Annotated in this window: 20 protein-coding genes; 12 read left to right on the forward strand and 8 right to left on the reverse strand. The window is 33.7% G+C overall.

The features are described from left to right. Positions 1–20 precede the first annotated feature (20 nt). The 8 genes from AC3E9W_RS17865 to AC3E9W_RS17900 all read left to right on the forward strand — a co-directional run bounded on the left by AC3E9W_RS17865 (position 21) and on the right by AC3E9W_RS17900 (position 8,692). The gene (locus AC3E9W_RS17865; protein ID WP_488769412.1) at positions 21–1,340 is read left to right on the forward strand and encodes an OmpA family protein; all 1,320 of its coding nucleotides are present in this window, start codon (positions 21–23) and stop codon (positions 1,338–1,340) included. Between the two features lie 248 nt (positions 1,341–1,588). Beyond that, positions 1,589–2,521: a quinolinate synthase NadA gene (nadA, locus tag AC3E9W_RS17870; protein ID WP_488769413.1), complete on the forward strand. Its 933-nt coding sequence runs from the start codon at positions 1,589–1,591 to the stop codon at positions 2,519–2,521. 29 nt (positions 2,522–2,550) lie between these two features. Next, positions 2,551–4,065 (forward strand): L-aspartate oxidase, encoded by a 1,515-nt coding sequence (gene nadB, locus AC3E9W_RS17875; RefSeq protein WP_488769414.1) that lies wholly within the window; start codon positions 2,551–2,553, stop codon positions 4,063–4,065. 30 nt (positions 4,066–4,095) lie between these two features. Beyond that, positions 4,096–4,827 carry an iron-sulfur cluster repair di-iron protein gene (gene ric / locus AC3E9W_RS17880; protein ID WP_488769415.1) on the forward strand — a complete coding sequence of 244 codons (732 nt, stop codon included), beginning with the start codon at positions 4,096–4,098 and terminating at the stop codon, positions 4,825–4,827. A gap of 243 nt (positions 4,828–5,070) precedes the next feature. Beyond that, on the forward strand, positions 5,071–7,194 hold the full coding sequence (locus AC3E9W_RS17885; RefSeq protein WP_488769416.1) for a ribonucleoside triphosphate reductase: 2,124 nt from the start codon (positions 5,071–5,073) through the stop codon (positions 7,192–7,194). Then, positions 7,175–7,339 (forward strand): anaerobic ribonucleoside-triphosphate reductase, encoded by a 165-nt coding sequence (gene nrdD, locus AC3E9W_RS17890; RefSeq protein ID WP_488769417.1) that lies wholly within the window; start codon positions 7,175–7,177, stop codon positions 7,337–7,339. Before AC3E9W_RS17885 ends, nrdD begins: the two co-directional genes overlap by 20 nt. Then, on the forward strand, positions 7,296–8,012 hold the full coding sequence (locus AC3E9W_RS17895) for an anaerobic ribonucleoside-triphosphate reductase activating protein (RefSeq protein WP_488769418.1): 717 nt from the start codon (positions 7,296–7,298) through the stop codon (positions 8,010–8,012). Before nrdD ends, AC3E9W_RS17895 begins: the two co-directional genes overlap by 44 nt. A gap of 233 nt (positions 8,013–8,245) precedes the next feature. Further along, complete coding sequence (locus AC3E9W_RS17900; protein ID WP_488769419.1) at positions 8,246–8,692, forward strand: copper resistance protein CopD; 447 nt, start codon at positions 8,246–8,248, stop codon at positions 8,690–8,692. Positions 8,693–8,734: 42 nt separating this feature from the next. Here the strand turns inward: AC3E9W_RS17900 and AC3E9W_RS17905 are convergent, their stop codons facing one another. From AC3E9W_RS17905 to AC3E9W_RS17925, 5 genes are all read right to left on the reverse strand, one after another. After that, positions 8,735–9,139, reverse strand: a complete 405-nt coding sequence (locus AC3E9W_RS17905) for a hypothetical protein (RefSeq protein WP_488769420.1) — start codon at positions 9,137–9,139, stop codon at positions 8,735–8,737. Between the two features lie 116 nt (positions 9,140–9,255). Further along, a complete protein-coding gene (gene aspT / locus AC3E9W_RS17910) occupies positions 9,256–10,932 on the reverse strand; it encodes an aspartate-alanine antiporter (RefSeq protein ID WP_488769421.1) in 1,677 nt (558 codons plus the stop codon). 137 nt (positions 10,933–11,069) lie between these two features. Continuing rightward, positions 11,070–11,441, reverse strand: coding sequence for a hypothetical protein (locus tag AC3E9W_RS17915; protein ID WP_488769422.1), 372 nt, complete (start codon positions 11,439–11,441; stop codon positions 11,070–11,072). Between the two features lie 38 nt (positions 11,442–11,479). Further along, on the reverse strand, positions 11,480–12,175 hold the full coding sequence (locus tag AC3E9W_RS17920; protein ID WP_488769423.1) for a LytR/AlgR family response regulator transcription factor: 696 nt from the start codon (positions 12,173–12,175) through the stop codon (positions 11,480–11,482). Continuing rightward, positions 12,172–13,194, reverse strand: coding sequence for a sensor histidine kinase (locus tag AC3E9W_RS17925; RefSeq protein WP_488769424.1), 1,023 nt, complete (start codon positions 13,192–13,194; stop codon positions 12,172–12,174). Before AC3E9W_RS17925 ends, AC3E9W_RS17920 begins: the two co-directional genes overlap by 4 nt. Positions 13,195–13,335: 141 nt before the next feature. Between AC3E9W_RS17925 and AC3E9W_RS17930 the strand changes: the two genes are divergently transcribed. The 3 genes from AC3E9W_RS17930 to AC3E9W_RS17940 all read left to right on the forward strand — a co-directional run bounded on the left by AC3E9W_RS17930 (position 13,336) and on the right by AC3E9W_RS17940 (position 17,354). Beyond that, complete coding sequence (locus AC3E9W_RS17930) at positions 13,336–15,723, forward strand: TonB-dependent receptor domain-containing protein (protein ID WP_488769425.1); 2,388 nt, start codon at positions 13,336–13,338, stop codon at positions 15,721–15,723. A 164-nt stretch (positions 15,724–15,887) separates the two neighbouring features. After that, entirely contained in the window at positions 15,888–16,475 is a 588-nt protein-coding gene (locus AC3E9W_RS17935) for a TetR/AcrR family transcriptional regulator (RefSeq protein ID WP_488769426.1), read from the forward strand. A 69-nt stretch (positions 16,476–16,544) separates the two neighbouring features. After that, positions 16,545–17,354 (forward strand): SDR family NAD(P)-dependent oxidoreductase, encoded by an 810-nt coding sequence (locus AC3E9W_RS17940; RefSeq protein ID WP_488769427.1) that lies wholly within the window; start codon positions 16,545–16,547, stop codon positions 17,352–17,354. Between the two features lie 165 nt (positions 17,355–17,519). On the opposite strand, the gene AC3E9W_RS17945 is transcribed toward AC3E9W_RS17940, so the two are convergent. Further along, complete coding sequence (locus tag AC3E9W_RS17945) at positions 17,520–18,251, reverse strand: beta/alpha barrel domain-containing protein (protein WP_488769428.1); 732 nt, start codon at positions 18,249–18,251, stop codon at positions 17,520–17,522. A gap of 212 nt (positions 18,252–18,463) precedes the next feature. Here AC3E9W_RS17945 and AC3E9W_RS17950 point away from each other — a divergent pair, with 212 nt between their 5' ends. Continuing rightward, entirely contained in the window at positions 18,464–18,940 is a 477-nt protein-coding gene (locus AC3E9W_RS17950) for a hypothetical protein (protein WP_488769429.1), read from the forward strand. A gap of 19 nt (positions 18,941–18,959) precedes the next feature. Here AC3E9W_RS17950 and AC3E9W_RS17955 read toward each other — a convergent pair whose 3' ends face one another. Both AC3E9W_RS17955 and AC3E9W_RS17960 read right to left on the reverse strand, forming a co-directional pair. Continuing rightward, on the reverse strand, positions 18,960–19,445 hold the full coding sequence (locus AC3E9W_RS17955) for a hypothetical protein (protein WP_488769430.1): 486 nt from the start codon (positions 19,443–19,445) through the stop codon (positions 18,960–18,962). A gap of 26 nt (positions 19,446–19,471) precedes the next feature. Continuing rightward, on the reverse strand, positions 19,472–19,831 hold the full coding sequence (locus tag AC3E9W_RS17960; protein WP_488769431.1) for a hypothetical protein: 360 nt from the start codon (positions 19,829–19,831) through the stop codon (positions 19,472–19,474). Positions 19,832–19,840: the final 9 nt, after the last annotated feature.

Here is a 19,840-nt window from a genome sequence, read left to right on the forward strand (position 1 = left end):
TCAATTTAAAATTACACGCAATGAAGATTAAAATCACTATAACTATACTACTGCTCTGTAGTGTCACGATAAAAGCCCAGGAACTTAATTTTAAGATTAATGGGGGGCCTTCGGGAATTCTTTATGATAGTAATATCGGAGAAGGTAAGTTGAAATTTGGCGGAGGAATAGGTGTTGGATACACCTATTTCTTCAGCGATCACTGGGGAATTTCAACAGGAGTTGATGTTACTTATAATCAGAATAGTTTTGAATTAAATAACGGAACGACAATTTCAACTTATGAAGTTGATGACCAAACTTCTGCATTTGAATATCAAGTAACCCCGACCAATTATAAAGAAGATCAGCATTTTATTGGTGTGGCAATTCCGCTTCTTATGCAATACAGAACTTCGATAGCTTCTCAGACACAATTGTATTTTGGTTTTGGAGGAAAAATTCTGTTTCCAGGAAAACAAACTGTAAAAGCTTCGGCATCAGAACTACAATTGAGCGGTTATTATCCAGACATGAATCTCTTAATTGATGATCTGCCTTCTCACGGATTTGGTCAAGTAACAAACTGGCAGGATAAAACAACGGTAAGCTTAGATCCTTCTTTTTTATTAAGTGCTGAAACCGGTCTTACTTTCAAATTAAAAGAAAACACACAGCTTTACACTGGAATATACGTCGATTATGGCTTAACAGAATTAGCAAAAGAAAATGTAGATGTCAACATCGTTGCATACAATCCGAACGGACTTGACAATATTCAGGCAAATGGCACAAGCGGAAACAGAAAAATTGTTCAGGAAAGCCGTTACTTCTCTGCTGGTATTCAGCTGAAATTTGGTTTTATGCTAAATAAAAGCAAGCCAGAACCTGTAGCTGCAGCTCCAAAAGCAGAACCAGCAGCTCAGACTGAAGCTCCAGTTCAAAAAACAGCTCCGGTAGAACAAAAAACGGTTCCAACTGCTCCAGTAAAAAAAGAACTGACACCAACTGAAAGAAGCATCGTTGAAAAACCTCTTGCCTTTCAAGAAATTGGAAACACAAATGTAACTCCAGAATTGGCGACAAGATTAGACGAAATTGCTAAAATTCTAAAAACGAATAAAGATACCGACTTAAATATTACAGGTTACACTTGCGATATCGGAACCGAAGCCCGTAATCTTGAAATCGGTATGAAACGAGCTGAAGCAGTTTCTGATTATTTGAAGAATAAAGGAATAGAATCTAACCGCATGCATTTGTTTTCTAAAGGAGAAAAAGAACCTTTAGTTCCAAATACTCCAGACGAAAATAAACCACTAAACAGAAGAGTTACGCTTACGCTGATAGACGCTAAGTAATCTTATTAGTTTCCTAAAAATTAAAGCCTGAAAAAAGAGAAAATCTCTTCTTTCAGGCTTTTTCTTTGAAAACACAAAATCCTTTCTTTCAGCTACTTTTATAAATTAATCATCCGCGTAATATAAAAAAACAAATCTAACACAGTATGATTAGAATCATGTTTTGAACAAAATGATGATAATATATTTACCCTATTAAAATGATGTACTTAAATATATTTTAAGTAAGCAGAAAATCAAGAATTAATATGGACAAGAACTTTTTAGCACAGGAGATAATCCGATTGAAAAAAGAAAAAAACGCTGTTATTCTGGCTCATTATTACCAAGATGAGAATATTCAGGAAGTGGCAGATTTTATCGGAGACAGTCTTGAATTGGCAAAAAAAGCTCAAAATACCGATGCCGATATAATCGTTTTTGCAGGAGTACATTTTATGGCAGAAACAGCTAAAATTCTAAACCCAGAAAAAAAAGTAGTCCTACCCGATTGGAATGCTGGCTGTTCTCTTGCAGACGGCTGTCCACCAAAAGATTTTAAATTATTTAAAGAACAGCATCCCGATCATGTTGTTGTAACTTACATCAACTGTTCTGCCGAAATAAAAGCAATGAGCGACTTAGTTTGCACTTCGGCGAATGCTAAAAAAATAATCGGTTCGATACCAGCAGAACAAAAAATCATATTTGCTCCAGATGAAAATTTAGGCAAATATCTTCAACAAGAAACCAAGCGCGAACTTGTCTTATGGAAAGGCTCATGCGTTGTGCACGAAGCCTTTTCATTAGACAAACTCATCGAAATATACAATAAAAATCCAACAGCCAAAATCGCGGCACACCCTGAATCTGAAAGCCATATTTTAAAAGCAGCACATTACATTGGCTCAACTTCGGGAATTATTAATTTCATTAAAACGGATCCTGCTTCCGTTTTCATTGTGGCCACAGAAGCCGGTATCCTGCATGAACTTGCTAAAGCAGTTCCCGATAAAACGCTGATTCCGGCTCCTACCACAGAAGACAACAGCTGTGCCTGCAGTGAATGTGCCTTCATGAAAATGAATACACTCGAAAAATTGTATTTGTGCCTTAAAAACGAAAGTCCAGAAATGCTGGTTACAGAAAAACTGAGAATCGAGGCGCTGAAACCAATAAAAAGAATGCTCGAATTATCATAAAAACGCAATAAACTCTAAATCAAAATAACATGCTTAAAACAGATATACTAATCATCGGTTCTGGTATTTCGGGATTGTTCTTTGCTATGAAAACAGCAAAAAAACGTCCAGATTTATCCATTGTTATAATGACGAAAGAAACAGCCAAAAACACCAATACAAGGCTGGCACAAGGCGGAATTGCTGTAGTAACAGAAAATTTAAATGACAGTTTTAACCAACATATTGAAGATACACTTAAATCTGGAGGAGGTTTATGCGATGAAGAAATTGTGAAAATGGTTATCAGCCAAGCGCCAGATAGACTGAATGAATTGCTTGAAATAGGAACTTCATTTGACAAAACCGAAGACGGACAATGGGATTTAGGTTTAGAAGGCGGACATTCACAACACAGAATATTACATCATAAAGATAGCTCCGGACAGGAAATTGAGCGTAAACTGCTCAAAATGATTAAGAAGATGCCCAACATTGAACTTTTAGAAAATCACATGGTCATCGATATCAATACCGAAACAAAAAAAGCTAAAACTACTTGTACCGGAGCTTTTTTTTATGAAAAAAAATACAATCGCATTAAATACATCAGAACCCGAACTATTGTTCTAAGTACGGGCGGATGCGGTCAGCTTTTTGAAAACACAACAAATCCAAAAATAGCAACTGGAGACGGACTAGCAATGGCAGCGCGTGCGGGTGCGGAAATTGCTGATATGGAGTACATACAGTTTCATCCAACGGCTTTATATACAGGAAAAGAAAATCAGCTTTTTTTAATTTCAGAAGCTGTTAGAGGTTTTGGCGCGCATGTTGTCAATGAAGAAGGGAAAAGATTTTTATTTAAATACGATTTACGTGGCGAGCTCGCGACTCGAGATATTGTTTCAAACGCTATAAGCAAAGAACTTCAATTGAGTTCAAAAGATCATGTGTACTTAGACTGCAGACATTTGGATCACGAAGCTTTTTCAGAACATTTTCCTATTATTACTGCCCATTGTAACCATTTAGGAATTTATCCCGAAAAAGATCTGATTCCAATTGTTCCTGCGGCACATTATCAGTGTGGCGGAATTCGCGTTGACCAAAACGGAGTTACAACCATAAAAAATCTTTACGCTATTGGCGAATGTGCTAGAACAGGACTTCATGGAAAAAACCGTTTGGCATCCAATTCCCTTCTTGAAGCTTTAGTATTTGCGCATCAAGCTTCAGAAAATGTAGATAAAACTATTGCAGAATTTCTTTTTTCATCCAAAATATTAATTCCAAAATTCCCAAAAGCAGAACAAACCGATGATTATCATGCTTTTGAAATATTAAAAAAAGAATTGCAAAAATTGGTTACTTCTTTTTATACCAGTGAAGAACGCGATGCCGATTTGGCTTTCGAAAAAATAAAATCACTGCATAATCATGCTATTTCGCTTATAGAAAAACATGAAATTACGATTCCGTTTATAGAATTTTCGAATATGATTGCCGCTTCATTACTTATAGTTAAACAATGTAAAGCTTCGGCAAACAAACAAATGTGCTGAAACCAAAATTAATCTATACCCCCTACCACTATGAAACTAACAAGCAATACCACAATTGGTGAAATCGTAGCAGACGATTTCAAAACAGCGGCCATTTTTACCAAACTGCATATTGATTTTTGCTGCAAAGGACATCGCACAATCGAAGAAGTCTGCAGAAAAAGAGATATTGAAGAAAGTGTTTTAATTGAACATATAGAAAAAGCAAGAAACGGTTCTGCTAATCAGTCTTTTGATTATAAAAGCTGGACTGCAGACATGATAGCAGATTATATTACTAAAATCCATCATAGATATGTTGAAGAAAAATCCCCAATAATTCTTCAATATTTAGATAAATTATGCGGTGTTCACGGTGCGATTCATCCCGAGTTGCACGAGATTCATACTATTTTTTCAAAATCGTATTTGGATCTGACAGCTCACATGAAAAGAGAAGAGTTGGTTGTTTTTCCTTTCATTAAAAAAATGAAAATCGCCCACAGTAAAGGTACAGAACTGGAAACACCGCCTTTTTTATCTATAGAAAATCCAATTGCCACATTAAAAGACGATCATGTTACCGAAGGAGAACGTTTTAGAAGAATTGCAGCGTTAAGCAACAATTATATTCCGCCTATTGATTCATGCAATACTTATAAAGCAGCATTTGCCATGCTCGAAGAATTTGATAAAGATTTGAAAAAACATATTCATTTGGAAAACAATATCTTATTCCCAAAAGCAATTGAGCTTGAAAAAACATTTGAAAAAGTATCTTAATGGATCTTGCGTAAAATTTAACCGCAAAGGATGCAAAGGTTTACGCAAAGAGCGCGAGGCTTTTTTAAGGTTATTAATACTGAAAAGTTCGTAAAGCTTTGTTAAGCTAAAGTTTGTGTAGAGAAAGCTTTGCGAACTTAAAATAAAGATTCTGCTCAGTTTCTTTATAAAATAACTTTGCGCACTTTGCGGTAAAAAAAAAATGACCCCAAAGAAAAAACAACTTGAAACCTGTCATAAATAATGGAAAAATATGTAATCAAACGCAATGGAGAGTATAAGCCTTTTGAAGCTTATAAAATTCAGGATGCAATCTCAAAAGCCTTTCAAAGCGTTAATCAGCCAGTAGACAAGAGAATCTTTAAAGTTGTTCTTGCTGGTCTTGAGGCAAAATATTCGTGGCCAGTCGAAGAAATTCAGGACATAATAGAAAGAGTGCTTTTTGAGAATGGCTATTTTCAAGTGATGCGATCGTTTATAATTTATCGCCATACGCGAAAATTGCAACGAGAACATATTAATGGTTTAAACGACGACACCACTTATATAGACAGTACGCAAACTGTCGAAGAATACATCAATCAATCCGATTGGAGAATTAATGCCAATGCAAATATCTCCTATTCAAACGCTGGTTTAGTCAGCAATACAGCGGGAAAAATTATTGCCAATTATTGGCTTGATAAAATATATAATAAAGAAGAAGGTTCTGCTCATAGGAATGGCGACATACACATTCATGATTTGGATTGTCTTACCGGATACTGCGCTGGTTGGAGCTTGCGTGTGCTATTAAATGAAGGTTTTAATGGCGTGCGTGGCCGTGTCGAGAGCAGACCTCCTTCTCATTTTAGAGAAGCATTAGGGCAAATGGCTAATTTCTTGGGAATTTTGCAAAGCGAATGGGCAGGCGCTCAAGCTTTCAGTTCTTTTGACACCTATTTGGCTCCTTATGTTTTTAAAGATCAGCTTAGTTATGATGAGGTTTTAAAAGCCATTAGAAGTTTTGTTTACAATCTAAATGTGCCAGCGCGTTGGGGCCAGTCCCCTTTTACGAACATTACTCTGGACTGGAATGTTCCAGAAGATTTAAGAGAACAGATTCCGACCCGAAACGATCAGCATTTATTTTTAAATAGCAATAATGAAAATCTAATTCTGGAAGCTGAGAAAAGAGGCGCATCTAAATTGATCGATTTAAAATATGCCGATTTTCAAGATGAGATGAATCTTATTAATAAGGCCTATTATACGATTATGACTGAAGGAGATGCCAACGGGCAGCCGTTTACTTTTCCGATTCCAACAGTAAATATTACAGAAGATTTTGATTGGCAAGGAGAAAATGTCGATTTATTATTTGAAAATACAGCCAAAATTGGTTCGTCTTATTTTCAGAATTTTATAGGAAGCCAATATATTTTGGATGAAAATGGCAATCGTATGGAAAATCCAGATGCTTATAAACCAAATGCCGTTCGAAGCATGTGCTGTCGTTTACAGCTCGATTTGCGGGAATTATTAAAACGAGGAAACGGTCTTTTTGGAAGTGCTGAGATGACGGGAAGTATTGGCGTAGTTACCATCAATATGGCGCGTTTGGGATATTTTCACAAAGGGAATATTATCAGCCTATTTCAACATTTAGATGAATTATTGCAAATTGCAAAATCGACCTTAGAGAAGAAAAGAACCTTTATACAGCAAATGTACGACCGCGGACTTTATCCGTACACGCAACGTTATTTGAAACATTTTAGAAACCATTTTTCTACAATTGGTGTAAACGGAATGAATGAAATGGTTCTGAATTTTTCTGAAGGAAAGCAGAATATCACTTCAAATTCAGGAATTCATTTTGCTACAGAAATTCTGGATCACATTCGATTGAGAATGAAAGAATTCCAAGAAGAAACAGGAAATCTCTATAATCTTGAAGCGACTCCCGCAGAAGGAACAACGTATCGTTTTGCTAAAGAAGACAAAAAACGTTTTCCTGAGATTCTGCAAGCGGGACAAAATGAAAATATTTATTATACGAATAGTTCACAAATTCCTGTAGATCATACCGACGATCCTTTTGAAGCCTTATTGCTTCAAGACGAATTGCAATGTAAATATACTGGCGGTACAGTTTTACATCTTTATATGAGAGAAAAAATAAGCAGTCCCGAAGCCTGTAAAAACTTCGTAAAAAAAGTTTTAACCAATTTCAAACTGCCTTACATAACGGTAACTCCAGTTTTCAGCATCTGCCCTATTCACGGCTATCTAAACGGAGAACATGAATATTGTCCTAAATGCGACGAAATTTTACTCAATACAAACAATCAAAAACACTTGGCTTATGAAAACGAAAACGCATAAAGTTCTAGAAGAAAACAAATCCCAAAGAAGCAAATGTTTGGTTTACACACGTGTAATGGGATATCACAGACCTGTAGAAAGTTTTAATATTGGAAAAAAAGGTGAACACCAGCAGCGTACACATTTCGAAGAAAGCATTATCTAGTAAAGGAATATTTAGCCTCACGCCTTTTACTTTATTAGATTATCCGCACAAAACAGCCTGCATAGTGTGGTTTGCGGGCTGTAACATGCGGTGTTTGTACTGCTACAATCCAGATATTGTTTTAGGAAAAGGAAAGATAAGTTTTGACGATGTTCTTTCATTTCTCAAAACCAGAAAAGGATTGTTAGACGGTGTGGTTTTAAGCGGTGGCGAATGCACTTTACACAAAAAAATAATTGATTTTATAAAAGAAATCAAAGCAATGGGATTTACGGTTAAAATTGATACCAACGGTTCCAATCCAAAAATATTAAACAGCCTGATTCATGATCAATTAATTGATTATGTCGCGTTAGATTATAAAAGTCTTCCTCATACCTTTGAAAAGCTAACGCAATCAGGCTTATTTTTTGAGTTCGAAGAAAGTCTTTCGCTTTTAATTCGTTCGGGGATTCCGTTTGAAGTCCGCACCACTTTTCATTCTTCCTTAATTACAGAAAATGATTTTGTGAAAATGATTGAATATTTGGAAAAACAGAATTTTGAAGGAAATTATTATGTCCAGCATTTCATGAACAATGTACCAACTCTTTCAAAATTAGACGATTCGAATAAAAGAATACAGCTTAAAAACTTTTCAACTCCAAAAATAAAAGTTATTTTTAGAGAGTAACAAACTTAAAAATCAAAATATTACAACTATAAACATTCCGTAGGAATGTCTCATCGGTAGAATTCATAGATTACACGTTCCAGAGGAACGTTTGACAAGCAAAAGAATTATTTGGATTCTATAAAACAGGTGTCCCTACGGGACACTTTCTCGAGTCGTGACATTGGCTTACCAACCAAATATTCCTACGGAATATAAAATTTATCGACTTTTAATTTGAAAATAAACATATTATGGCTTTACATCATTATGTACTTATAATTCATCTATTGGCAGCGACAATATGGGTTGGCGGTCATTTGCTTTTAGCTATTTGTTATCTTCCGACAGCATTAAAAAAAAGAGATCCGCATATTATTTTAAATTTTGAAAAGAGATTCGAAAAACTCGGAATGTCTTCTCTCGCTTTACTAATTATATCTGGAATTTGGATGGCATACGATTTCGGTGTTACGGCAGAAACCTGGTTTCGTTTTTCGAGCGGATTTGAAAAAGTAGTTTCTATAAAACTGATTTTACTTCTTTGCACTTTTATTTGCGCGGTTATTGCACAGCTCTATATTATTCCAAAACTCAATATATACAATATCAAAAATATGGCTGTGATTATTTTAACTGTAACTTCAATAGGAGTTGCAATGCTTATTTTAGGATCAACACTGCGTTATGGCGGGATTTAACTTTAGTAAGTATACCCATTTTACACTAGAAATTTTTTGTTTCTAGTTTTTTGTGGGCGGGGTTAAAAATAATAATTGATTTTTAAATTGTAATAAGGCATCATGTTGTGTGTCAATCATTTTTTGAAAAGTAGCAATATTACTTTTAGTGTAATTTTGGTTATTTTTTAAATCTTGATAAACTTTATCAGATAAATCTTTTTCAAAACCTTGTTTGTACATATTCAACAAATGCTGAAAAGTTATATCAGGATAAATAAAATGTTCAGCTCCGTTATTATCATCTATATATTTTTGAAGAAGAGACTGAACTTCCAAATGAAGTTTTTGAGTAGTCAGAAAAGTGCCTAAAAGATTATCTTTTTCCTCTTTAGGTTTAGAGTAAAATGTCTTTTGAAATGTTAACCAAGCAATTATAAGTCCTGCTATTCCTATAAATATTTCCATACTTGTTTTTATTATTCAAATATAAGAAATAATTAATCCTCTAAATTGCTAGAAGCTTTTTTGCATTTACTTACGTAACCTCAAATAGAAGCCGTTATGCCTTGCTTAAGCAAGAATTAAGACATCATCCCTACAAGTATTGGTCCGAATGCTGTCAATAGTATATTAGCTAATGCGTAAGGAATAGTGTAGCCCAAAACTGGAAATTTACTGCCTGACGCATCTTGAACTGCTTTTAATCCAATTGTTGATGTACCTGCACCTGTTTGCGCGCCAAGTAAGATTAAGGGATTTATTTTTAATATATACCTTCCAAAATAGAGTCCGATGATGTGAGGGATTAAGGCAACAGCTACGCCAGCAAACAAAATACCAAAACCGGTTTCTTTAAGACCTGAAATAAAACTTGGACCGGCAGCTAGACCAACAAGTCCAATAAATGCTGCAAGACCAACGTTGTCAAATATCCATAGAGCAGGTTCAGGAATTCTGCCAAAAACTGGAGTTCTAGAATGCAGCCAGCCAAAAATAAGCCCCATAACCAATGCACCACCGCTTGTTGTTAAAGTTACTGAAATTCCAAATAATGTTACCGACAGCAAACCTAAAAGTCCTCCAAGGACAATACCCAAACCAACAAAAATAATATCTGTCTCTGGACTTAAACGATCCAGATAACCAATTTCTTTTGCAGCCTCTTCCAGTTTTGCAAATCTGCCCGAAAGATTCAAAATATCACCTCTGTTTAAAACCGTATTCGATTCGAGGGGTATCTCATGATTTTCTCTCGTGATGCTGTTTAGCATTAATCCATGATAAAAACTGCTTTTTCGAAGAAACTTTACCGTTTTTCCTTCAATAGCCTCATTGGTTATGGTCACATCTAAATGTGCCAACGGAAAATTCAACAATTCTTCATCCAATACTTCTGGCCCTATAGAAAAGAGGCTGTCTAAAATGATTCCATGCTGTGCCATAATAACCATGACATCATCTTTTTGAATGATTATATCAGGTTTCGAATCTAGCAATTGATCTTTACGGCGTATTCTCTGAACAACAATATTTTTGTTCGAAATTAATTTTTCAAAATCGCTTACACTGATTCCAATCCATTTCTCATTGGTTATTCTGTATGCCCGAATGATCCATCTCTGATAGGCACTCTTCATTCCTGGGCCATATTCCGTTTCTCCTGAAATGATTTCGGCCAGTTTATCACTTTCTTTAACTAAATCTACACCAAGCAATTTTGGAGCAATTCCAGTCAGGAAAAAAACAAAAGCTGCTGCTCCTACCAAATAAGTTACAGAATAAGCTACCGGAATATTATTGATTAATCTGATTTTTTCTGCTTCATCAATATTTAAGTGGCTGATAGCATCTGAAGCTGTGCCAATAACAGTAGATTCAGAAAACGCTCCTGCTAATAATCCCGCTGCGGTTCCTATATCATAACCTAAAAAAACAGAGATAGAATAGGCTACTACTAGACACGATAAACAAATTACCAAAGTGAGCAATAATTGCGGAAAAGCATTTTTTTTAAAACCTTGAAAAAATTGAGGACCTACTTTGTATCCTGTTGAAAAGAGAAAAAGATCAAAGAAAATGGTTTTTACAATATCAGGAATTTGAATATCCAACTGACCAATTAGCACTCCAGAGAATAAAGTTCCTAATACTACACCGATTTTAAATGTACCTATTTTAATGCGCCCGATTAAGAATCCAAGAGCCAAGCATAAAAAAAGCGCCAGTTCAGGATGTTCTCTAAGTATAGTTGTAAACATATTGCTTTATTTTCTGATAAATTTAATCAAAAAAAGAACGCACTACACCTAAAACACTTACAAACAATTAATTACATTTTTATTTTTAAGTAATTTATCTGTAAACATTCAATCTTTGTTGATTACAGAAAATGATTTTATTTACTTTTCATTAAATATTCTTCAGCCATCTTTTTTGTTTTTTCATCCAAAAATTCCTTATCAGTCATTAAAATGTCATACACATCAAAAGAAGCTCGTTTATAATTATACTTATTTGACATTATTAAGGCGTAATATAAAAAGCCAGTAAACTTCTGTTCTCCAATGTAATGAATACCTTTTAATTCATTATAAGCCAAGGTATCACCTTTGTTTAGAACAAGATAATTCAAACTGTCCATGAGTTTTTTATCATCTAATTTCCTTCTAAAATAACTTCCTGAATTATCTGAGGTTACAGCTACATCTTCATTCTTCTTATTACAAGAAATTAGCAAGAAAATAAAAATAATAATGTTCCATTTCATAAGTTGCTATTTTAAAATTTTAAAGCACTAATTAAAAACTATCTAAACCACTCACTAACCAATTTTCTATACGTCTCCCCAATTGGCAAAGCCATACCACTTTTCATTACAATCTGATTTCCATCAATTACTTTAATTTTATTTTTCGGAATAATATACGAACGATGAATTCTAATAAACTGGTTTGAAGGCAGTTTCTCCAGAATATCTTTCATGTTTTCTAAAGCCATAATTTTTTCATCATTCGTATGAATTCGGATATAATCACGTAATCCTTCGATGTATAAAATGTCTTCAACTGCAATTTTGTAATGCTTTCGATCTGCTTTTACGAACAAAAAATCTTCGCTGCTTTCGCTCGTTTGGAAACTTTCCTGCCAACGAATAAACTTTTCCACACTCTGATAAAAACGATTAAAAGTAATCGGTTTCAATAAATAATCAATTACATGAAACTGAAACGCTTCTAGAGCATATTGCGGATAAGCCGAAGTAATAATAAAATTATATTTCTGATTGAACATTTGCATCAATTCGATTCCTGTCAATTGTGGCATTTGAATATCAATAAAAATCAAATCAACCGATTCGGTATTCAAAACTTCAATAGCTTTAAAAACATCACTGTCGGCGTATAAAACATTTAATCTAGAAATTTTAGAAGCGTAATCGGCAATCAGTTTTACAGCAAACGGTTCGTCATCCAGAATAATGCAATTTATTTTTTTATTCATTTTAAATCTATTTCAAGTTCGGCTGTAAAATGGCTTTGGTCGTTTTCTATTTTTAACTGATGTTTTTTAGGATAATGAATCTCAAGACGTTTTTGCAGATTGTCCAAACCTATTCCGCCAAGACTGTCTTTTTTCTGCGTTCCGATTTTATTTTTTACTTTAAAATTCAATTGGTTTTCTAAAACTTTCAATTCAATTTGTATAGGTTCATCATTAGAAACTTCTCCGTGCTTTAAAGCATTTTCAACCAAAGGCGACAAAATATAAGGCGGAATTTCTTCAAATTCATTTTTTATTTCAACCTTAAAATCAACCAAAATAGCATCCTGATGTCGCAACTGTTCGAGTTCAATATACGCTTTTATATAGTCAATTTCATCTGTCAATCTGATCTTTTCTTTCTGTGATTCGTAAGTCGTAAAACGCATAATTTGGCTCAGTTTATCAATTGCAGTTAATGACTTATCTGACTGAAAATAAACCATCGAGTAAATGTTATTTAAAGTATTAAATACAAAGTGCGGATTGATCTGTGCTTTCAAAAATTTGATTTCGGTATTCTTATTTTCTTCCAGAATTAACTTATTATATTCTAAAAGACGAATCGAATAAATGACAAACCAAAGAAGCGAACTCAGAATAATCGTCATACTGCTGTACTGAACATTATCCAACAAATAATTAACAAAATCTGGTTGAGTATAATTGATACGATCAAACAAAATTCCGGTAAAAACCTGCTCAATTATCCATCTTAAAAAAGTAAAAACCAAATACGAAACGAAAACTCCGACGAACAGTTTTTTCCAACTGAAGGATTTAAAAACCTGTTTCATTACAATTAAATAATGAAAATAGAAGGTTAGAATAAAAACGATAAAATACGTCCAGATAAATAAATCAGGCACAACAAACTTAGTTTTGATCGCATTTTTCACGAAAGTGAAATAAAAAATTAAAAGCCAATAAATGATATGAATTATGAATTCGAGCTTTTTGGTTAAAGTGCCTTTATACATTAGGTTTGATTTTAAAACAAAGATATACATTCAGAAAAAAGCATTAGAACGGGTTTGCAGATTAATCGAAGGGGTTTGTCGATAAAAGTGGTTTTTGGGTTGTAAATGAAACAGTTTTGTCCTGTAATTAATTTTTAAACCATGAACAAAATCATTTTCATCTCCGTTTTATTTCTCTTTCAAATCCATGTATTTGCCCAGCAGTTTTCTGTAAAAGGAAAAATTATCAACCAAAATAAAATGCCGTTGGAATTTGCCACAGCTACTTTATTAAAAACAGATAAAACTTTGTATCAACAAACTTCGACAGACAGTTTGGGGAATTTTACTTTGAAAGCCGAAAAAGGAATTTATCAGCTGATAATAGAGCAATTCGGAACTGAATTCAGCAATAAATCAATTGCAATTGACCAAAATCTGGATTTAGGCGAATTGGAAGTAAAAGAACAAATTCAGCTTGATGGAGTGACAATCCAATCGAAAAAGAAACTCGTAGAACAAAAAGTAGATCGTTTGGTTTTTAATATCGAAAACTCGGTTACAGCAACTGGCGGAACGGCTTTGGATGCCTTAAAATCTACTCCAACTGTGCGAGTTCAAAACGAAACGATTTCTATTGTTGGAAAAGGAGAAGTTCTGGTGATGATTGATGACCGATTGAATAAAATGACGCAGGAAGATCTGGCTGCTTTTCTAAGGTCGATTCCGGCAGATAACATTAAAAGTATTGAAGTAATTACAACGCCGCCGGCAAAATACGAAGCCGAAGGAAACAGCGGTTTAATCAATATTAAATTGAAAACTGCAAAAGCCAATTCGTGGAATGCAAATCTTGGAACTACTTACACGCAAAGAAGTTATGCAAGCGGAAACATAAGCGGATTGTTTATTTACAATTACAATAAACTTTCGCTCCAGGCTTCTATAAATAAAGGTAAAGATCAGTTTCGAACGACTTCAGATAACAGAATTTATTATCCGAATGAAATTTGGAAACAGGATATTACAACCAAATCTAAAACCGATTTATTAAGCATTAGTTTTGGTGGAGATTATAAACTGACTGAGAAATGGACTTCTGGAATTAAATATTTAGGAAGTTTTAATGATCGAAATTCATCTAATAATCCGCTGACGACGCGTTTTGATAATTTAGGACAAATCAATTCTTATATTTTGTCTGATGTTGGGGGACAGAACAAACCGCAAATGAATTCGCTAAATTGGAATAACGCTTTTGCTTTGAATAACGAAGGAAAAAATATTACGGTAGACTTAGATTATTTCGATTATCAAAAAGAGGATTCTCGTGCATTTTCTGGTAATGAAATGGATAATCAGAGAAAAAATATTGATGGAACTTATTTTTCTGCCATCAATTCTAACTTAAACCGATTGAAAAATTATTCGGCAAAAATTGACATAGCACTTCCCTATTCTTGGGCGAATATCAGTTTTGGCGGAAAAGGATTTTATACAAACACAAAAAACAATTTAAGCGTTTTTGATAACGAAACTGGAACTCCGATTTTGAATACAAATTATTCTAATGTCTTCACTTACAAAGAATACAATCAAGCTTTATATTTTTCTGCGAATAAAAAACTAAACGAAAAATGGGAAACGCAAATTGGTTTAAGAGCCGAAGCCACGCAGACAGAAGGTTATTCTGAAAACCTGAATCAAACCAATAAAAACAACTATTTAAAGCTATTTCCAACGGCTTATGTGACTTATAATGCGAACGATAACAATTCGTATTCTTTAAACTACAGCCGAAGAATCCGCAGACCTGATTTTGAATATCTGAATCCGTTTGTGATTAGAACGAGTCCGTTTTATTATTCTGAGGGAAATCCGTTTCTGAAGCCTTCGCTTATTGATAATCTGCAATTTACTTATATCCGCAATCAAAAATGGGTGAATTCGCTATACTTTTCTCAGGTTTCCGATTTCGGACAAGAATTGGCAATCATTAATCCTGAAACTAATATTACCAAAAGCACGCCGATTAATTATGCCAATACCTATCAAATCGGACTTTCCACTTACTACAATTTCAACAAATACAATTGGTGGAACAGCTACATGGGATTCAATTTAAACTATCAAAATGTAAAATCTAAAACCAATCTTATTGCTTCTGTAGGCGGTTACAATGGTTATATTTACAGCAATAATGACTTTACCATAAATCAGTCCAAAACTTTATTTCTGGGATTGAATTACGGTTTGCAGCTTCCGGGACGTTATCAGGTTTTTAATATTTCGACTTTGAATATTTTAGATTTTTCAGTTAAAGTTCTGGCTTTAAAAAAGAGTCTTTCGATTACTTTGACTGGAGAAGATATATTGAATGCGCAAAAACCTTTAATCTCTTATTATTCGAACGGAATTAAAAATACGATGAAAAATTACAGCGATTCAAGAGGTTTCAGAATTGCTTTGAGTTATAAATTTGGGAATGAAAATGTGAAATCTAAAGAACGAAACTTTGGAAATGAGGATGAAAGGAATAGAGCAATCTAATTTTTCCATTTTTATTCTTAAAAAAAATCTCTTGAAAGCCCTTAATTTTAAAGGTTTTCAAGAGATTTATAATTTCTGCGTAAAATTAAATTTTAAAAAAAACAGAAAAAGATTTGCAGAAATGACCAATCGGTCATATATTTGCATCATAAATACAATGTATCATGACAAAAGGTGAAGAAACCAGACAGTTCATTATAGAAAAAGCCGCTCCTATTTTTAATACAAAAGGAATTGCAGCAACTTCTATGAGCGATATTATGGAGGCTACCAAATTGTCTAAAGGGAGCATGTATGTGCATTTTGAAAATAAAGACGTTTTGGCCTGCGCTGCTGTAGATCATAACATGAAAATTTTGAACAGTAAACTTCAAGCAGAAGTAACTCAGGGAAAAACGGCCGAAGAACAGCTTTTTGCTTATATCGACTTTTTCAGCAATCCGTTAAATCCTCCTGTTACTGGCGGATGTCCGTTACTAAATTTTGGTACAGAAGCCGACGATACCAATCCTATCGTAAAAGAAAAAGTGAACCATGTCATCAAACGCGGGCAGCAGCTTTTGACCTCTATTATAGAAAAAGGAATCGAAAACAAAGAATTTGATTCAAATTGGAATGCAGCAGAATTTGCAACTATTCTCTTTGCTATGCTGGAAGGCGGGCATTTAATGTCTAGAATGTCTGGCAATAACGACAGCATGAAAACCATAGTACAATCACTCAAAAAAATTATTGCTAAAAAAAAGCTCTAATTTTTTTTATTATAAAAATGACCGATTGGTCATATTTAAATTTATTAATAATTATAAAAAACAAATACAATGTCAAAAACAATTTTAATTACAGGAGCATCAAAAGGATTCGGGAGAGCTTGGACCGAAGCATTTTTAGCAAAAGGATACAATGTAGCAGCTACGGCTAGAAATCTAGAAACTTTAAACGACCTTAAAGAAAAATACGGAAAATCTATTTTGCCACTTGCATTAGATGTAAACAAAAGAGAGGAATCTCTAGAAGTAGTTCAGAAAGTAAAACAGCATTTTGGAACTATCGATGTTTTGATTAACAATGCAGGTTATGCACTTACAGGCGCTGTAGAAGAAGCAAGCGAAAGCGAAGCCAGAGAACAGTTTGAAACTAACTTTTTCGGAACTTTATGGTTAACGCAAGCCGTGCTTCCAATTATGAGAGAACAAAAAAGCGGTCATATTATTCAGGTTTCTTCTATTTTAGGTTTGGCAACTTTACCAACTGCAATGGGACTTTACAGTGCTTCTAAATTTGCGATCGAAGGTTTGAGCGAAACTTTAGCTTCAGAAGTAAAACAATTCGGAATCAAAGTAACTTTATTAGAACCAAACGGTTACGCATCGAATATTTGGCATACTGGAATTGCCAGCGAAAGTTTACCTTATTACGACGAAATTAAAAAAGCACAAGCCGAAAGAGAAAATATCTTCGGAAAAGTTGAAGCTACAGCTCCAATAATTGTAAATCTTGTTGAAAACGAAAATCCGCCGTTACGATTACTATTAGGAAAAGTAGCGCTTCCATTCGTAAAACAAAGCTACGAACAACGCTTAGAAAGCTGGGAAAAATGGAATGATGTTTCTGTTGAAGCTCATGGATAAATAATCACATTTTCCAATTCTATATAGCCCAAGGTTTCAAGCTTGAGTACGAGAAGAAAATTTCTTCTGTTTGTGTACCCAAGGTTGAAACCTTCGGCTATGTTTAATCTTAGAATCTTAGCGTCTTAGCATTTCAGAACCTCAGAACCTTAGAAGCTTAGAACCTCAAAAAGAACCAAAAGTCTTTCTATACTTATCCATTACAGTTTTAAACAAATCTTTATTGGACGGCGGCGAAAGCACAATTGCTTTAGAACCAGAATTTATCGATTCATTAATGCTTTCCAGATTTTTACCGCCAGTTGCCATTACGGGAAAATCAGGAAATTGAGCTGTTATTTCTTTTACAATTTCATTTGTGTTCGCTCCGCCTGAAACATGGAAAATAGTTACTCCTGCTTCTATTCTTTCTTTTAAAAATTTATAATTAGAAGTAGTAACTGTTGATATAATTGGTATTGCGACTTTCTCTCTGATTTTTTTTATATCCTTATTTTCAAACGGAACATTTACGATAATTCCTGCCGCTCCGGCTTCTTCTGCATAAATAGCCATTTCTAAAGACTTTTTGCCTTTTGTCTTCCCTCCTCCTACACCACAGACAATAGGTTTCCCTGCAAATTCAATTAGTGTTTTAATGATTTTTGGCGAAGGCGGAAAAGGATAAACAGCCAAAATTGCATCGGCGTCGTTGTTTTCAATAAGCGCCATATCCGTAGAAAACAAAAATGATTTTACATTATGATTCCCAAATTGCAATCCATCACAATTTTTATTTATAATTTCTGGCGTAGTTAGCTCTTTCTCTTGGGCTTTATTTCTTCTGAATAATCTTTCCCAGAAAGAAGTTTTCCTTTTATTCTCCCAAATTGATTCTGTAATTAAATTGATTTCCATGGCCGTTTATTTTGTATTATGACCAAATTTAGGAGATTGAAATTTATTATTTTTATAATATAAATTAGAAAAATTACATCTTGTAATGAGTTAAGGAAAATTTGTAGTGAAATGAAAAATCGAAAGTTTTAAATGCAAATTCTTATAATTATTATGTAACGTAATTCGATTAGAAACCAATTAAATTTGACTTTACATTAAAAATCTCCATTATGAAAAATCTAATCCTTCTCTGTTTCTGTATTTTCTGTCTTTCATGCGCTAAAAAAGAAAATAAAATCGATAATTCTTTAGAAACTGCCCAAGACACCACAAAGCAACTTAAAGTCACCGAGAAAGCTCCACTTGTTGAAAAAAACATGCAAGAAGGAGACACCATTTTTATGAATGTAAAAAATGACAAAGGCTTATATACTGCTGAAGGAACTTTGAGTTCTGCCACTTCTAAAGTTTACATAAAATTTAAAAACGAAAATTCGACAAACTTGAAAGCAAAAATTGTATTGCCTGAAGCTGGAAACATTCGCTTTAATCAAATCATAGCTCCAGATAAATCTTCAGATGGACCATTTGGTTTAGATTTAGAAACGAAATTAGAACAGAAAGGAGATTATATTTTAGTCGTTGGACATTCTCAAATGGCGGAGAATCCTTATGTGGGGAAGTTCGGAGTTCAATTGGAGATGTAAAATGCTACAACTAAAAACTCTATATCGTTTTTAGCATTATAACTTCTCCATATTTTCGTAATCCTCCAAAACTATTAAAAGAAATGGACTGCTCACTAAAATTTATTTTTTCTACTGGAGCATTATCAAAATAGGTATTATTGTCTAAAGCTGTAAATTTATTTGATTGTTCTGATAGTTGAAAAACTTTATTTCCTAATTTCAAAAATCCGCTTTCTCCGCCCTCAATAACACCAATCATTTTAAACTTAGGAACTACAATAATTGGATTAAACTTCATTTTCGTCTCTTGATCAAAAAATATTAGAATTTCATGTACATTCTCTATTTTTTGCCCCACTTCTACGTCTACATTTCTGTAGAATAAAGTTGCTTGGATTTTCTTTCCTGTTTCACTTACAAGGATATATCTTTTTTCTACCACCAGAGTTTTGGCATCTTTAAAATATAAATAAGTGACAATAGTAATTACAGCAAAAACAATAATAAGAAGGAGCTTTTTCATTTTGTCGATTTATATGGTAAAAAAAATTATTTTCTTTTTAGATCTTTCATCCAGGTTACTCCGTTATCTTCATGAAACATGGGGCAAAGGATTGGTATTTTTTTTCCTTCTTCATTTATAAGATACCAGTCACAACTATTTATTATATCTAAATATTTATCTTCCTCTTGGCATAACATTTCACTATTTTCCTCATCCTCCCCTTCTTCAAAAGAAATACTAATTAGAATAGATACTTTAATATAACCTGCGAGGTGTCTATTTTCTGATTGCTCATTTAAATAATCAAATTTGTATGAAATAATGCCAAAATCTCTCATATCAATATAAGTTTTGACTAATGAGCCAATGTGAACAGCTTTCCAGTATAATTCGTAATTCTTCATTTATCTATA

Source organism: Flavobacterium sp. 38, from assembly GCF_057799715.1.

Excerpts from the sequence above, each read along its gene's own strand:
- AC3E9W_RS17865 (WP_488769412.1), top strand. The coding sequence starts at position 21 with ATGAAGATTAAAATCACTATAACTATACTACTGCTCTGTAGTGTCACG.
- nadA (WP_488769413.1), top strand. The coding sequence starts at position 1,589 with ATGGACAAGAACTTTTTAGCACAGGAGATAATCCGATTGAAAAAAGAA.
- nadB (WP_488769414.1), top strand. The coding sequence starts at position 2,551 with ATGCTTAAAACAGATATACTAATCATCGGTTCTGGTATTTCGGGATTG.
- ric (WP_488769415.1), top strand. The coding sequence starts at position 4,096 with ATGAAACTAACAAGCAATACCACAATTGGTGAAATCGTAGCAGACGAT.
- AC3E9W_RS17885 (WP_488769416.1), top strand. The coding sequence starts at position 5,071 with ATGGAAAAATATGTAATCAAACGCAATGGAGAGTATAAGCCTTTTGAA.
- nrdD (WP_488769417.1), top strand. The coding sequence starts at position 7,175 with ATGAAAACGAAAACGCATAAAGTTCTAGAAGAAAACAAATCCCAAAGA.
- AC3E9W_RS17900 (WP_488769419.1), top strand. The coding sequence starts at position 8,246 with ATGGCTTTACATCATTATGTACTTATAATTCATCTATTGGCAGCGACA.
- AC3E9W_RS17905 (WP_488769420.1), bottom strand. The coding sequence starts at position 9,139 with ATGGAAATATTTATAGGAATAGCAGGACTTATAATTGCTTGGTTAACA.
- aspT (WP_488769421.1), bottom strand. The coding sequence starts at position 10,932 with ATGTTTACAACTATACTTAGAGAACATCCTGAACTGGCGCTTTTTTTA.
- AC3E9W_RS17915 (WP_488769422.1), bottom strand. The coding sequence starts at position 11,441 with ATGAAATGGAACATTATTATTTTTATTTTCTTGCTAATTTCTTGTAAT.
- AC3E9W_RS17920 (WP_488769423.1), bottom strand. The coding sequence starts at position 12,175 with ATGAATAAAAAAATAAATTGCATTATTCTGGATGACGAACCGTTTGCT.
- AC3E9W_RS17925 (WP_488769424.1), bottom strand. The coding sequence starts at position 13,194 with ATGTATAAAGGCACTTTAACCAAAAAGCTCGAATTCATAATTCATATC.
- AC3E9W_RS17930 (WP_488769425.1), top strand. The coding sequence starts at position 13,336 with ATGAACAAAATCATTTTCATCTCCGTTTTATTTCTCTTTCAAATCCAT.
- AC3E9W_RS17935 (WP_488769426.1), top strand. The coding sequence starts at position 15,888 with ATGACAAAAGGTGAAGAAACCAGACAGTTCATTATAGAAAAAGCCGCT.
- AC3E9W_RS17940 (WP_488769427.1), top strand. The coding sequence starts at position 16,545 with ATGTCAAAAACAATTTTAATTACAGGAGCATCAAAAGGATTCGGGAGA.
- AC3E9W_RS17945 (WP_488769428.1), bottom strand. The coding sequence starts at position 18,251 with ATGGAAATCAATTTAATTACAGAATCAATTTGGGAGAATAAAAGGAAA.
- AC3E9W_RS17950 (WP_488769429.1), top strand. The coding sequence starts at position 18,464 with ATGAAAAATCTAATCCTTCTCTGTTTCTGTATTTTCTGTCTTTCATGC.
- AC3E9W_RS17955 (WP_488769430.1), bottom strand. The coding sequence starts at position 19,445 with ATGAAAAAGCTCCTTCTTATTATTGTTTTTGCTGTAATTACTATTGTC.
- AC3E9W_RS17960 (WP_488769431.1), bottom strand. The coding sequence starts at position 19,831 with ATGAAGAATTACGAATTATACTGGAAAGCTGTTCACATTGGCTCATTA.